Here is a 13,261-nt window from a genome sequence, read left to right as displayed (position 1 = left end):
TCTAGGAGCCGGGCAGGGGTGCCCTGGGGAACCGTGCATGCCGAGCTTCACTCCGCCTTATCCGTCGCAGAGCGACTGGATGTCGGCCGCGCCGGGCGGCGGCCGCGTGGCGATCATCACCCGCACCAGGAACCGCAACCTGCTGCTGGGGCGGGCGCTGGCCAGCGTGCTCGGGCAGAGCCATGCCGACTGGCATCTCTACCTCGTCAATGACGGCGGCGATGCCGGGGCGGTGGAGGCGACGCTGGCCCCGCATCGCGCGGCGTTCGCGGACCGGGTCACGGTGATCCACAACCCGGTCAGCCTCGGCATGGAGGCCGCCTCGAACCGGGCGCTGGCGGCGGCGCAGGCGCAGGACGGGGCGGCCGGCGACTTCCTGGTGGTGCATGACGACGACGATGCCTGGCACCCGGATTTCCTGAAGGAGACCGTCGGTTTCCTCCGGCGCGAGGAAAATCGCGGCTATGCCGCCGTACTCACCCGCATGACCCGCGTCTATGAGCGGCTGGAGCCGGACCGGGTGGTGGAGCTCTCCCGCGAGCCCTGGCACGACTGGCAGCCCAATCTCGACGGCATCCAGCTCCTGTCGCGCAACGTCTTCTGCCCCATCGCCTTCCTCATCCGCATGTCGGTGGTGCGGCAGATCGGCCTCTACAATCCCCATCTGCCGGTGATCGGCGACTGGGACTACAATCTGCGCGTCTTCGCGGCGGGCGACATCGGCACTCTCGACCAGCCGCTGGCCTACTACCACCTGCGCCCGGAAGCCACCGGCTCCTACGGCAATTCGGTCGAGGCCGGCCGGGCGCTGCATGCGCGCTACAACGTGCTCTACCGCAACGCGCTGCTGCGCACCCATCTCAACGCCGATCCCGGTGCCGGCGGGTCGATCATGACGCTGCTGCACGTCATCGCCGATTATCGCGAAATGGTCCGGCAGCGGCTCGACGCCATCGAGGCGCCGCTGCTGGCCCGCCTGCAGGAGATCGCCGAGGCACAGGCGGCGCTGGCCGGCGCCGTCGCCTCCGGCGAGCCGGTGATAGCCGGGCTGCGGGAGCTCGCGCAGGCGCAGTCGGCGAGCGCCGCCCGGCTCGACGCCCTCGTCGCGCTGACGGAGCGGCTGGCCGATGGACAGACGCGGCTGGCACAGGCGCAGGAGCGGCAGGAACAGGCGCAGGCCCGGCTGGCGCAGCGTCTCGACGAGGTTCAGGGGCGGCTGGGGAAGCTGGGGTTCCGCGCGTGGTGGAAGCGGCGCTGGCGCCGGCTGGGCGGCCGGTGAGCGGGAGCGCGGGGGACATGGGGATCACCGTCGGATCGGCGCGGGCCGATGACGAGGCCGAGGCGGTGGCGCTGTGGCACGCCTGCGGGCTCACCGTGGCCTATAACGACCCGGCGACGGATTTCCGCTTCGCCCGCGCCGGCGCCGCCTCCGATGTGCTGGTGGCCCGGGCCGACGACGGGGCGCTCGTCGGCAGCGTGATGGTCGGCCATGACGGCCATCGCGGCTGGCTCTATTACGTCGCCGCCGCGCCCTCCCGGCAGGGCGAGGGCATCGGCCGGCTCCTGGTGGAGGCCGGCGAGCGCTGGCTGCGCGAGCGCGGCGTGGTGAAGGTGCAGCTTCTGGTGCGCGAGACCAATACTCCGGTGATCGCGTTCTACGAGCATCTCGGCTTCGAGGTGGCACCGCGCACCGTGATGTCGAAATGGATCGACGGCCACGACTGAGGCGTCTCCAGATGTCGATGCCTCGGCCGCCGCGTGTCGGCGCGCCGAGGTGGCCGCGCAGCGGGTCGGTGAGGGGGACGACATCGGGGCGATTGCCTCGGCACGGATAGGCCCCGAATGGCGCTTTGTATGAGGCATCTCCCTGATGGCGTCATGCCCGGGCTCGTCCCGGGCATCCACGCTTGCCTTCGAACGACGCCACTCCGATTGGGTCGAAAGGCGTGGATGGCCGGACCAAATCCGGCCATGACGTCGCTCTGCGTTTCCTGGCGACACCCCCGCCGCGAACGACGGCTGATCGGCGCGCCGAGGCGGCCTGCGCAGCGGGTCGGTGAGGGGGACGACATCGGGGCCATTGCCTCGGCACGGATAGGCCCCGAATGGCGCTTTGTATGAGGCATCTCCCTGATGGCGTCATGCCCGGGCTCGTCCCGGGCATCCATGTCTGCCTTCGAACGACGCCACTCCGGTTGGGCCGAAAGGCGTGGATGGCTGGACCAGCCCGGCCATGACGCCGCTCTGCGTTTCCTGGCGACACCCCCGCCGCGAACGACGGCTGATCGGCGCGCCGAGGCGGCCGCGCAGCGGGTCGGTGAGGGGGGACGACATCGGGGCGATTGCCTCGGCACGGATAGGCCCCGAATGGCGCTTTGTACGGGGTATCTCCCCGATGGCGTCATGCCCGGGCTCGTCCCGGGCATCCATGTCTGCCTTCGCACGACGCCACTCCGGTTGGGCCGAAAGGCACGGATGGCCGGACCAGGTCCGGCCATGACGTCGCTCTGCGTTTCCTGGCGACACCCCGCCGCGAATGACGGTCGAGCGGCAGGCGGCGCCATGTCGCGTCGAGCTGCGATCCGCCCGTCTTTCCTTCCCTCTCCCGCTCAACCCGGCAACAGCCGAGTTCGGGCGGGGAGAGGGAGAGAGGTTCCGCCGATCGCGCCAGCGGCTGCACGTCGATGGCCGATGGAGGAGAGAGGGAGGTGCCCCCGGAGGTCGACGCGCCGTCCTAGCGCCGCCCGCCGCTCGGCAGGCGCACGCCGGGGGCCGGGCGCTCCAGCAGCACCTCGCGGCGGAAGCGCACCAGCCGCGCCGGCCGGCCGCCGGTCTCGGCGCTGCTCTCGCCGGTTTCCTCGACAAGGCGCTGCTGCTCGATCAGGCGGCGGAAATTTCCCTTGTGCAGCAGCGTGCCCGACAGCGCCTCCACCGTGCGCTGCAGCTGCAGCAGCGTGAAGCTCGGCGGCATCAGCTCGAACACCACCGGGCGATACTTGATCTTGCCGCGCAGCCGGGCGATGGCGAGCGCCAGCATGCGCCGGTGGTCGACGGTCATCTCGACGCCGGCCGCCGGCGGGGCGCCGCGCTCGGATCCGCGCTCGCGCAGCGCCTCCGGCACGAGGCCGGCCTCGTAGAGCAGCTCGTAGCGCTCCAGCACCCGCTCCTCGTTCCAGCCCGCGCCGACCAGGCCGCCGGGCATCGGGCCGCCGAAGCACAGGGTGATGCGGTCGGCCCGCATGTCGGCGAGCCGCGGCTCGGCCGCCGCCGCCCAGGCGCGCAGGCCGTGGACGAGGGTGTCGAGCACCGCCGGCCGCCCGCCGCGCCAGTCCTCCCAGGGGAAATAGCGGTACCAGCTCTGCCAGCTAGCATCGGCGTCGCCGGCCGGGCGCGCCTCGCGCACCAGGGCGAGATAGGCGAGGGAGAGCGAGCGCCGCCCGTCCTCGCCGCGGGCGCGGTCGCCGAAGGTGTAGAGCTGCTCGACATAGCCGAGATGCTGCAGCGTCTGCCGCTCCACCCAGCTGCGCAGGCCGATCTCCAGCGTGCGGTGGCCGCGTTCCAGCGGGCCGGAGGGAAGGCCCTCGCGGCCGCCGCTCTCGCGCCCAACTTCCTCGCCGTGGCGGATGGCGAGCACCTTGGGGTCGTCGCCGGTGACGGCGAGGATCACCGCGCTGAGCTCGATGCCGAGCTCGTTGTCCTGCTCGGCGGCGGGCGGCGGGGCGAGGCTCTGGGACGGCGCGCTGGACATGGGACTCCGGGACAGGCGGACGGCCGCCTATGAATAGCACGCTTGCGCGGCGGCGGCGGCGGTGGCATGCCCGTCAGGACGCAAAAGGTGAGGCCAAGGTAAGGAAAGTCGCGATGAAGACGGTTCAGCTTCCCGGCGGCGAGAGGGTTCCCGCGCTCGGCATCGGCACCTGGATGATGGGCGAGCGCGCGGCGGCGCGGAAGGAGGAGGCCGAATCGGTGCGCCTCGGCGTCGAGCTCGGCCTGAAGCTGGTCGATACCGCCGAGATGTATGGCGAGGGCGCCTGCGAGAGCTTCCTCGGCGACGCCCTCGCGGGGCTGCGCGACAAGGTGTTCCTGGTCTCCAAGGTCTATCCGCACAATGCCAGCCGCGCCGGCGTGATCGCCGCCTGCGAGCGCAGCCTCAAGCGGCTGAACACCGACCGGCTCGACCTCTATCTCTTGCACTGGCGTGGCGGCGTGCCGCTGGCCGAGACCATCATCGGCTTCGAGCACCTCAAGAGCCAGGGCAAGATCCGTCACTGGGGCGTGTCGAACTTCGACACCGACGACATGAACGAGCTCTACGAGACCCCCGGCGGCGAGGGCTGCGCCGTCAACCAGGTGCTCTACAACCTCACCCGCCGCGGGCCGGAATGGGACCTCCTGCCCTGGCTGCAGCAGCACGAGATGCCGCTGATGGCCTACAGCCCGATCGAGCAGGGCCGCATCAAGACGGCGGGCGTGCTGGCGGAGATCGCCGCCAGGCATGGGGTGAAGCCGTTCCAGGTGGCGCTGGCCTGGGCGCTGCGCGATCCCGGCAACATCGTCATCCCCAAGGCGTCGCGGCCCGAGCACATGCGCGAGAACGCCGGCGCGCGCGACGTGAAGCTCGACGCCGAGGATCTGGCGAAGCTCGACGCCGCCTTCCCGCCGCCGAGCCGCAAGCGCTCGCTGGAAATGCTGTGACCATCGTCGACCGCCCGCCATCTCGCGCCCTGCCATCCCCGGGCCTGCCCGAAGCGTCGTCATCCCCGGGCTTGCCCGAAGCATCGTCATCCCCGGGCTTGGCCCGGGGATCCATGCCTTCGGCCGATGCAGGCGTGGATCATCGGGCCAAGCCCGGTCCTGACGGCGGTGGGTCGGGGCGGGATGCGGCGGCCGGCACCGCCATCCGCCTCAAGCGCGTCACGCTCGCCCGCGGCGGCCGCACCGTGCTCGCCGACGTGTCGCTCACGCTCGCCGAGCGGCGCATCGGGCTGATCGGCGCCAATGGCTCCGGCAAGAGCTCGCTGATCCGCCTGCTCAACGGCCTGCTGGTGCCGGACGACGGGCGCGTCGAGGTGCACGGGCTCGACACCCGCGAGCAGGCCGCCGAGCTGCCGCGCAAGGTCGGCTTCATCTTCCAGAACCCCGACCACCAGATCATCTTCCCCACCGTCGCCGAGGAGATCGGCTTCAGCCTGGAGCAGGCCGGCCGGCCGCGCCGGCAGGCGCGCGAGGAGGCGAAGGCGGTGCTCGCCCGACATGGTCGCGCCCATTGGGCCGAGCGGCCGGTGCACGCGCTCTCCGAGGGCGAGAAGCAGCTTCTGTGCATCATCGCCGTGCTGGTGATGCAGCCGGCGGTGCTGGTGCTCGACGAGCCCTTCTCCAGCCTCGACCTCATCACCCGCCGCCGGCTGGAGGCGGTGATCGCCGCGCTGCCGCAGCAGGTGATCCTCGTCGCCCACGAGCTCGACGCCTTCGTCGGCTATGACCGGGTGATCTGGCTGCATGAGGGCCGGGTGCGGCTGGACGGCCCGCCGGACACGGTGGTCGAGGCCTACCGCGCCTTCGCCGAGGACGCCGCCGGCGCGCCGGACGCGAGGGCGGCGTTTTGATCTCGCTCTATCTCGGCGAGCGCACCTGGGCGCACGCCGTCCCCGCCGGCTGGAAGCTGCTGGCGCTGGCGCTGGTCAGCCTGCTCGTCACCCCCTTCGACAGCCTGCCGCTGATGGGCGGCCTGCTGGCGGCGGTGCTCGCGCTCTATGTCAGCCTCGGCCGCGCGGCGCTGCGGCAGGTGGTGCTGCTGCGCCCGATGATCCCGCTGCTCGTCCTCCTCGTCGGGCTGCATTGGTGGACCGGCAGCCTCGCGGCGGGCATCGCCATGGCGCTGCGCCTCCTCGCCATGATCCTCCTCGCCAATGCCGTCACCATGACCACCCGCATGGACGACATGATGGATGCGGTGGAGCCGATCCTGCGTCCCCTCGCCCTGTTCGGCCTGTCGCCCCGCGCGGTGGCGCTGATGGTGGCGATGATGCTGCGCTTCGTGCCGCTGCTCTTCGCGCTGTGGGAGGCGCTGAACGAGAGCTGGCGCGCCCGCACCGGCCGGCGCGGCGGCTGGCGCCTGCTCGCGCCCTTCTGTATCCAGACGCTGAGACTGTCGCATCACACCGCCGAGGCGCTCGCCGCCCGCGGCGGCGCACCGAAAGGACCACGCCGATGAAGGACCGCGCGCTCGTGCAGATCGCCCTCTATGCCGCGATCTTCGCCGTGCTGGGGCTGATGCCGAAATTCGACCTGCCGATCGCCGGCGGCGTGCCGATCACCGCCCAGAGCATGGGGGCGATGCTGGCCGGCGTGATGCTGGGGGCGAAGCGCGGCGCGCTGTCGATCCTGCTGGTCCTCTTCGTGGTGGCGCTGGGCGCGCCGATCCTTGCCGGCGGGCGCGGCGGCCTCGGCGTGTTCTTCACCCCCTCGGCCGGCTTCATCTTCGGCTGGGTGGCGGCGGCCTTCGTCGCCGGCGCGCTGATGAGCCTCCTGCGCGCCCATGCGGTGTTCGCCTCGGCGCTGATCGCCTCGGTGGTCGGCGGCATCGTGGTGCTCTACGCCTTCGGCATCGCCGGCATGGCGCTGAAGACCGATCTCTCGCTCGTCGACGCCGCCAAGGCCTGCCTGATCTTCATTCCCGGCGACACGCTCAAGGCGGTGCTCACCGCGCTGGTGGCGCAGACCGTGGCGCGCGGCATGCCGGAGGCGCTGCTCTCCCGCGCCCGCTAGCGCATTCGAGCGGAGCGGATTCCGGTTCGCGACGGCCATGCACACTACCGAAGATCCCGCGATGGACCGCACCATCGGCGACCGTCTGGCGGCGCTGGCCCGGCAGGCGCCGGATCGCCCGGCGCTGGCCTGCGGCGAGGAGGTGCTCGCCCGCGCCGCCTTCGCCGAACGGGTGGCGCGCCGCGCCGCCGATCTCGCCCGCCGCTCTCCGCCGGGCGCCGGCATCGCGCTCGCCATGGGCAACAGCCCGGCGCTCGCCGCCGCCTTCTTTGCCTGTGCCGTCGCCGGCCGGCAGGCGCTGGTCTATGACCCCGCCTGGCCGCCTCCCTACCGTGCCGCCGTCGACGCCGCGCTCGCCCCCGCTTTGACCTGGGCCGACGAGACGGAGCCGGCCGATCCGGCGGGCACGCCGCCGCCCGGTCCGCGGCCGGCCGATCCGTTCTATGTCGGCTTCACCTCCGGCTCGACCGGCCTGCCCAAGGGCTACCGGCGCAATCACCGCTCCTGGATCGACAGCTTCGCCGTCAGCGAGCAGGCGTTCGGCCTGACGCCCGACGACGTCATCCTCGCGCCGGGCGGCCTGTCGGCCTCGCTGCATCTCTATGGCGTGGTGCACGCGCTCCACATCGGCGCCATGGCGGTGATGCTGCGCCTGTTCCATCCGCAGCGGGCGCTGGAGGCGATCGTCCGGCACGGCGTCACCGCGCTCTATGCGACGCCGACGCAGCTGCAGATGCTGGCCCGCGCCGCCGTCGAGGAGGGCGTCGTGCTGCCGGGCGTGCGGCTGATCCTGATCAGCGGCGCCAAATGGCGCCCGCAGACCCGCGCCCTCGTCGCCGCCGCCTTTCCCCGCGCGGGCATCGCCGAGTTCTACGGCGCCTCGGAGACGAGCTTCATCACCCTGACGCGACCGGGCGAGGCGGTGCCGCCGGGCTCGGTCGGCCGCGCCGCGCCGGGGGTCGATCTCGTCATACGCGACGCCGCCGGGCGCGATCTGCCGCCCGGCGCCACCGGCACCATCTGGGTGGCCGGTTCCATGCTGTTCGACGGCTATGCCTGCGGCGGCGGCGAGGAGGCGCGGCGCGACGGCGGCCATCTCACCATTGGCGACCATGGCTGCCTCGATGCCGCCGGCTACCTCACCCTCGCCGGGCGCGAGAAGCGCATGCTGGTGACATCGGGCCTCAACGTCTACCCGGAGGAGATCGAGGCGGTGCTGGCGGGCGCGCCGGGCATCCTCGAGGCCGCGGTGTTCGGCCTGCCGGATCCGCTGCGCGGCATCGAGCTGGTGGCGGTGCTGCGCGGTCCCGGCGCCGCCGACCTCGCCGGCCTGCGCGCCCATTGCCGGCGGCATCTGCCGGCCGCCAAGCTGCCGCGCCGCTTTCTCGCGCGGGACGAGTGGCCGCGCACCGCCGGCGGCAAAGCCGATCTGCGGGCGCTGGAGGCTTGGGCCGCGGCGCTGCGGCCGCGCCGGATGTTGCAGCGCAGCTAAGGGTTTGTTTGCGGTCGGGGCGGGCGATGGTGCAGGATCACCGCGAATCCTCGCCGGGCTGCCTGTCGCCGCGCCGGCGGCGGGCGGGACTTTGCGGGGCCAACGACAATGAACGCCATTTCCTCGCGCCAGCAGGACATATTGATGCTCGCCCGCGCCCAGGGGCGGGTCAGCGTCGAGGACCTGTCCTCCCGTTTCGATGTCTCGCCGCAGACCATCCGCAAGGACCTCAACGATCTGTGCGTGCGGCGGCTGATGTCGCGCGTGCATGGCGGCGCGGTGGTGGCCTCGGGGGTGGAGAACCTCGCCTATGAGGCCCGCCGGGTGATGGCGCAGGGCGCCAAGCGCGCCATCGCCGAGGCGGCGGCCAACATCGTGCCGAACCGCGCCTCGCTGTTCATCAATATCGGCACCACCACCGAGGAGGTGGCCCGCGCGCTCGGCAATCACGAGGACCTGCTGGTCATCACCAACAACCTCAACGTCGCCACCGAGCTCTACCGTCACCCGACCATCGAGCTGATCATGGCCGGCGGCCCGGTGCGCCATGCCGACGGCGCGGTGATCGGCTCCTCGGCGGTGGATTTCGTGCGCCAGTTCCGCGTCGACTATGCGGTGATCGGCGCCTCGGCGATCGAGGAGGACGGCACCCTGCTCGATTTCGACTATCGCGAGGTGCAGGTGGCGCGCGCCATCATCGACAATGCCCGGCAGGTGATCCTGGTGGCGGACCGTTCCAAGCTCGAGCGCTCGGCGCCGGTGCGCATCGGCCATATCGACGAGATCGACACCTTCGTCACCGATGCGGTGTCCTCGCCGCTGCTGCGCGACGTGTGCGCCCGCGGCCAGGTGGAGCTGATCGAGGTCGGCGGCGCCGACGAGGAGGCGTTCTGAGCTTCCGTCGGCTCCGGCCGCGGGTTAGGCTCGTCCGGCCTGCGCGCGGCCGGTCCGGGGCCGGCCCGGCGGTGATCCTACGGCCGGGAAGCCCTGCATGATCGTCCGAAACCATCCCAGCCTGCTGGAGCTGTTCTTCATCCTGCGCAGCTCGGTGCTGCAGCGGATCTGGCCGCAGCTTGTCTTCGTCATGGGGCTGTCGACGCTCATCGTCGCCGGCCATGCGCTGCGCCCCGGCCTGGTGCCGACGCTGGACGGCATGCCCTTCGCGCTGATCGGCATCTCGCTGTCGGTGTTCCTCGGCTTCCGCAACAGCGCCTGCTACGACCGCTGGTGGGAGGCCCGCAAGCAATGGGGCGGCATGCTGGCCGCCACCCGCGACATCGCCCGCCGCAGCCTGCTGCTGGAAGCGCGCGGCGAGGTGGGGGCGGCCGCGCGCCATGCGCTGCTCGGCCGGCTCATCGTCTTCATCCGCCTGCTGGAGGCCGAGCTGCGCGCCCCGGCGCGCGCCGCCGCCGGCCACGGCAGCCGCTTCCCGGTCGATGCGGTGCTGCGCGAGGCCGGGGCCGGGCTCGCCGGGGCACGGGCGGCGGGTCTCGTCTCCGACGTCGAGTTCTCGCTTCTCGACGGAAGCCTGGCCGATCTCAGCCGGGCTGCCACCGCCTGCGAGCGGCTGCGCGCCACGCCGGTGCCGTTCGGCTACACGCTGCTGCTGCACCGCACCGCCTATCTGTTCTGCCTGCTGCTGCCCTTCGGCTTCGCCGACGTGCTGGGCTGGGGCACGCCCTTCGTCACCGGGCTGGTCGCCTACACCTTCTTCGGGCTGGATTCGCTCAGCTCCGAGATGGAGGAGCCGTTCGGCACCCGCCCCAATGCGGTGCCGATCGCCGCCATCGCCAGCACCGTCGAGATCAACCTGCGCGAGGCGCTGGGCGAGACGGACCTGCCCGAGCTGCCGCAGCCGGTGGACATGATCCTGCTGTAACGCCCGCCGCCTAAAGAACAATCGGCGGGTGGTTCCCCGTCCGCGCGTCTTGTCTAGACTGCCGCCGAATTCTGCCGTCGAATCTTCACCGCATGGCCGGCATTGCCGCCTTCGCAGGAGACCGCCCCATGGAACTTCGCCGTCTCGGCCGCTCCGACATCCTCGTGCCGCCGCTGTGCTTCGGCGGCAACGTGTTCGGCTGGACCGCCGACGAGGCCACGAGCTTCCGCCTGCTCGACGAACTCCTCGCCGCCGGCTTCAACTTCATCGACACCGCCGACGTCTATTCGCGCTGGGCGCCCGGCCATGTCGGCGGCGAATCCGAGACCATCATCGGCAAGTGGATGAAGGCGCGCGGCAATCGCGACAGGATCGTGCTCGCCACCAAGGTCGGCGCCGATATGGGCCGCGGCAGGGTGTGCCTGAAGGCCGACTACATCGCCGAGGCGGCGGAAGCCTCGCTGAAGCGGCTGCAGACCGACCATATCGACCTCTACCAGTCGCATTGGGACGATGCCGAGACCCCCTTCGAGGAAGTGCTCGGCGCCTATGACGCGCTGATCAAGGCCGGCAAGGTGCGGCTGGTCGGCGCCTCGAACCTCACCGGCCAGCGCCTGTTCGACGCGCTGGCGGTGAGCGCCCGCGAGCAGCTACCGCGCTACGCGACCATCCAGCCGGAATATAATCTCTGCGCGCGCGCCGCCTACGAGACCGACATCGAGCCGGTGTGCCGGGCCAACGGCCTCGGCGTCATCACCTATTTCTCGCTGGCGGCCGGCTTCCTCACCGGCAAGTACCGCTCGCCGGAAGACGCCGGCAAGAGCGTGCGCGGCCAGGAGAACGTCAGCAAATATCTCAACGAGCGCGGCCTGCGCATCCTCGCCGCCCTCGACGCGGTGGCCGCCGCCCATGGCGCCAACCCCACCCAGGTGGCGCTCGCCTGGGTGATGGCGCGCCCCTCCGTCACCGCCGCCATCGCCAGCGCCTCGAAGCCCGAGCAACTCGGCGACCTCCTCAAGGCGGCGGAGCTGAAGCTGACCGGCGGCGACATCGACCGCCTGAACGCCGCCAGCGCGTGAGGGCCGCCTTTTCGGCCCCGCCACAAGGGAAACGCGGCACCTTTTTCCCCTTTCCCGGGAGGGGCGGCCCTTTCTTCCCTCTCCCCGTCGGGCGGCACCTTTTTCCCCTTTCCCGGAAGCGCGGCCCCTTTCTTCCCTCTCCCCGTCGGGGCGGTACCTTTTCTCCCTCTCCCCGTTGGGGAGAGGGTAGGGTGAGGGGTCTTCTTCGCGTCCCGATCGTTCGCCTCTCGCCGACCCACCCCCCGATCGGGGGGAGGAAATCTGAGAGCCAGCTCCTGAGGAGAACCCGCATGACTCCCGCCAGCCGCGACGAGATCGCCCGCTTCATCGACCAGGGCCGCGGCATCGTCCCGGCCGATCTCGTCATCAAGGGCGTCCGGCTGCTCGATGTCGTCACCGGCGCGATCACGCCGACCGACATCGCCGTCTGCGGCGACCGCATCGTCGGCACCCACGCCACCTATGAGGGCGCCACCGAGATCGACGGCGCCGGCCTCTTCGCCGTCCCCGGCTTCATCGACACGCATCTGCACGTCGAATCCTCGCTGGTCACGCCGCTGGAGTTCGACCGCTGCGTGCTGCCGCACGGCGTCACCACCGCGATTTGCGATCCGCACGAGATCGCCAATGTGCTGGGCACCGAGGGCATCCGCTATTTCCAGGCCTGCGCCCGCCACACGCTGATGGACCTCAGGGTGCAGCTGTCCTCCTGCGTGCCGGCCACCCGGTTCGAGACCGCCGGCGCCGAGCTCACCGCCGCCGACCTCATGGCGCTGCGCGGCGACCCGTCCGGCATCGGCCTCGCCGAGTTCATGAATTTCCCCGGCGTGCTGTTCAAGGACGCGGGCTGCCTCGACAAGCTCGCCGCCTTCTCCGGCGGGCACATAGACGGCCACGCCCCCTTGCTGTCGGGGCGCGACCTCAACGGCTACATCGCCGCCGGCATCCGCACCGAGCACGAGGCGACGACGCTGGAGGAGGGCCGCGAGAAGCTGGCGAAGGGCATGAACGTGCTCATCCGCGAGGGCTCGGTGTCGAAGGACCTCCACGCGCTGATCCCGCTGATCGACGCGAACACCTCAGCCTATCTCGCCTTCTGCACCGACGACCGCAACCCGCTCGACATCGCCGAGGAAGGCCATCTCGACTACATGATCCGCACGGCGATCGCGAACGGCGCGCCGCTGCATCACGTCTACCGCGTCGCCAGCCTGTCGGCCGCCAATGCCTTCGGGCTCGTCGATCGCGGGCTGATCGCGCCCGGCCGGCGGGCGGACATCGTGCTGGTGGACGACCTCGCGCAATGCTCGGTGCGGCAGGTGATCGCCGCCGGCCGGCCGGTGACGCCGGCACTGTTCGCCACGCGGGGGAGCGTGCCGGCCGTCGGCCTCGATTCGGTGAAGGCGGCGCGCACCGAGGCCGGCACCTTCCGCATCCCCTCCAACCGCACCGCCACCCGCGTCATCGGCGTGGTGCCGGGCCGCATCATCACCGAGGATCTGAGCATGGAGCTGCCCATCGCGGGCGGTGCCAAGCAGGTGGATCTCGTCCAGGACGCGGTGAAGGTCGCCGTGGTCGAGCGGCACGGCCGCTCCGGCAATATCGGTCGCGGCTTCGTGCACGGCTTCGGCATGCAGCGCGGCGCCATCGCCTCCTCGGTCGGCCATGACAGCCACAATATCTGCGTCGTCGGCGTCGACGATGCCGACATGGCGGTGGCGGTGAACCGGCTCATCGAGCTGCGCGGCGGCTTCGTGGTGGCTGAGGGCGGCGAAGTGACCGCCGAGCTGGCGCTGCCGGTGGCCGGGCTGATGTCGGACCGTTCCTTCGAGGAGGTGCATGACGCGCTGGTGGTGCTGCGCAGGGCGGCCAAGGCGCTCGGGGTGGTGCTGCCCGAGCCCTTCCTGCAGGTGGCCTTCCTGCCGCTGCCGGTGATCCCGCATCTGAAGATCACCGATTTCGGCCTGTTCGACGTGAACCGCTTCGAGCTGATCGAAGGGTGAGGGAGGCCGCCAAACGAAGCGCGCCCTCACCGACCCGCCG

General features: G+C 71.4%; 12 protein-coding genes. 11 read left to right on the top strand and 1 reads right to left on the bottom strand.

Annotated features, from left to right (window positions below; translation table 11 throughout):
* Positions 1-37 precede the first annotated feature (37 nt).
* Together KHC19_RS03560 and KHC19_RS03555 are read left to right on the top strand one after the other, a co-directional pair.
* Positions 38-1,279, top strand: coding sequence for a glycosyltransferase (locus KHC19_RS03560; protein WP_213350619.1), 1,242 nt, complete (start codon positions 38-40; stop codon positions 1,277-1,279).
* A gap of 17 nt (positions 1,280-1,296) precedes the next feature.
* Positions 1,297-1,725, top strand: a complete 429-nt coding sequence (locus KHC19_RS03555) for a GNAT family acetyltransferase (RefSeq protein ID WP_213350618.1) — start codon at positions 1,297-1,299, stop codon at positions 1,723-1,725.
* A gap of 1,009 nt (positions 1,726-2,734) precedes the next feature.
* On the opposite strand, the gene KHC19_RS03550 is transcribed toward KHC19_RS03555, so the two are convergent.
* On the bottom strand, positions 2,735-3,748 hold the full coding sequence (locus tag KHC19_RS03550; protein ID WP_213350617.1) for an NUDIX hydrolase: 1,014 nt from the start codon (positions 3,746-3,748) through the stop codon (positions 2,735-2,737).
* 113 nt (positions 3,749-3,861) lie between these two features.
* On the opposite strand from KHC19_RS03550, the gene KHC19_RS03545 reads away from it, so the two are divergent.
* The 9 genes from KHC19_RS03545 (at position 3,862) to ade (ending at position 13,221) form a co-directional block, all read left to right on the top strand.
* A complete protein-coding gene (locus KHC19_RS03545) occupies positions 3,862-4,695 on the top strand; it encodes an aldo/keto reductase (protein ID WP_213350616.1) in 834 nt (277 codons plus the stop codon).
* Positions 4,696-4,829: 134 nt separating this feature from the next.
* Positions 4,830-5,606 carry an energy-coupling factor ABC transporter ATP-binding protein gene (locus KHC19_RS03540; protein ID WP_343207640.1) on the top strand — a complete coding sequence of 259 codons (777 nt, stop codon included), beginning with the start codon at positions 4,830-4,832 and terminating at the stop codon, positions 5,604-5,606.
* Complete coding sequence (locus KHC19_RS03535) at positions 5,603-6,214, top strand: energy-coupling factor transporter transmembrane component T family protein (protein ID WP_213350614.1); 612 nt, start codon at positions 5,603-5,605, stop codon at positions 6,212-6,214. Before KHC19_RS03540 ends, KHC19_RS03535 begins: the two co-directional genes overlap by 4 nt.
* The gene (locus KHC19_RS03530; protein WP_213350613.1) at positions 6,211-6,768 is read left to right on the top strand and encodes a biotin transporter BioY; all 558 of its coding nucleotides are present in this window, start codon (positions 6,211-6,213) and stop codon (positions 6,766-6,768) included. Before KHC19_RS03535 ends, KHC19_RS03530 begins: the two co-directional genes overlap by 4 nt.
* Before the next feature lie 37 nt (positions 6,769-6,805).
* Positions 6,806-8,260 carry an AMP-binding protein gene (locus tag KHC19_RS03525; protein ID WP_246548128.1) on the top strand — a complete coding sequence of 485 codons (1,455 nt, stop codon included), beginning with the start codon at positions 6,806-6,808 and terminating at the stop codon, positions 8,258-8,260.
* A 108-nt stretch (positions 8,261-8,368) separates the two neighbouring features.
* A complete protein-coding gene (locus tag KHC19_RS03520; RefSeq protein WP_213350612.1) occupies positions 8,369-9,154 on the top strand; it encodes a DeoR/GlpR family DNA-binding transcription regulator in 786 nt (261 codons plus the stop codon).
* 97 nt (positions 9,155-9,251) lie between these two features.
* Positions 9,252-10,139: a bestrophin family protein gene (locus KHC19_RS03515; RefSeq protein ID WP_213350611.1), complete on the top strand. Its 888-nt coding sequence runs from the start codon at positions 9,252-9,254 to the stop codon at positions 10,137-10,139.
* Positions 10,140-10,267: 128 nt separating this feature from the next.
* The gene (locus KHC19_RS03510; RefSeq protein WP_213350610.1) at positions 10,268-11,218 is read left to right on the top strand and encodes an aldo/keto reductase; all 951 of its coding nucleotides are present in this window, start codon (positions 10,268-10,270) and stop codon (positions 11,216-11,218) included.
* A 290-nt stretch (positions 11,219-11,508) separates the two neighbouring features.
* Positions 11,509-13,221, top strand: a complete 1,713-nt coding sequence (gene ade, locus KHC19_RS03505) for an adenine deaminase (protein ID WP_213350609.1) — start codon at positions 11,509-11,511, stop codon at positions 13,219-13,221.
* Positions 13,222-13,261 lie beyond the last annotated feature (40 nt).

The organism is Ancylobacter oerskovii (assembly GCF_018390555.1).
Taxonomy (GTDB): Bacteria; Pseudomonadota; Alphaproteobacteria; order Rhizobiales; family Xanthobacteraceae; genus Ancylobacter; species Ancylobacter oerskovii.
This window is presented reverse-complemented; position numbering and strand designations above follow the sequence as displayed.

Bases quoted from the DNA above. Each gene is read 5' to 3' on its own strand.
- KHC19_RS03525 (WP_246548128.1), top strand. From the start codon at position 6,806: ATGCACACTACCGAAGATCCCGCGATGGACCGCACCATCGGCGACCGT.
- KHC19_RS03550 (WP_213350617.1), bottom strand. From the start codon at position 3,748: ATGTCCAGCGCGCCGTCCCAGAGCCTCGCCCCGCCGCCCGCCGCCGAG.
- KHC19_RS03520 (WP_213350612.1), top strand. From the start codon at position 8,369: ATGAACGCCATTTCCTCGCGCCAGCAGGACATATTGATGCTCGCCCGC.
- KHC19_RS03545 (WP_213350616.1), top strand. From the start codon at position 3,862: ATGAAGACGGTTCAGCTTCCCGGCGGCGAGAGGGTTCCCGCGCTCGGC.
- KHC19_RS03515 (WP_213350611.1), top strand. From the start codon at position 9,252: ATGATCGTCCGAAACCATCCCAGCCTGCTGGAGCTGTTCTTCATCCTG.
- KHC19_RS03530 (WP_213350613.1), top strand. From the start codon at position 6,211: ATGAAGGACCGCGCGCTCGTGCAGATCGCCCTCTATGCCGCGATCTTC.
- ade (WP_213350609.1), top strand. From the start codon at position 11,509: ATGACTCCCGCCAGCCGCGACGAGATCGCCCGCTTCATCGACCAGGGC.
- KHC19_RS03510 (WP_213350610.1), top strand. From the start codon at position 10,268: ATGGAACTTCGCCGTCTCGGCCGCTCCGACATCCTCGTGCCGCCGCTG.
- KHC19_RS03560 (WP_213350619.1), top strand. From the start codon at position 38: ATGCCGAGCTTCACTCCGCCTTATCCGTCGCAGAGCGACTGGATGTCG.
- KHC19_RS03555 (WP_213350618.1), top strand. From the start codon at position 1,297: ATGGGGATCACCGTCGGATCGGCGCGGGCCGATGACGAGGCCGAGGCG.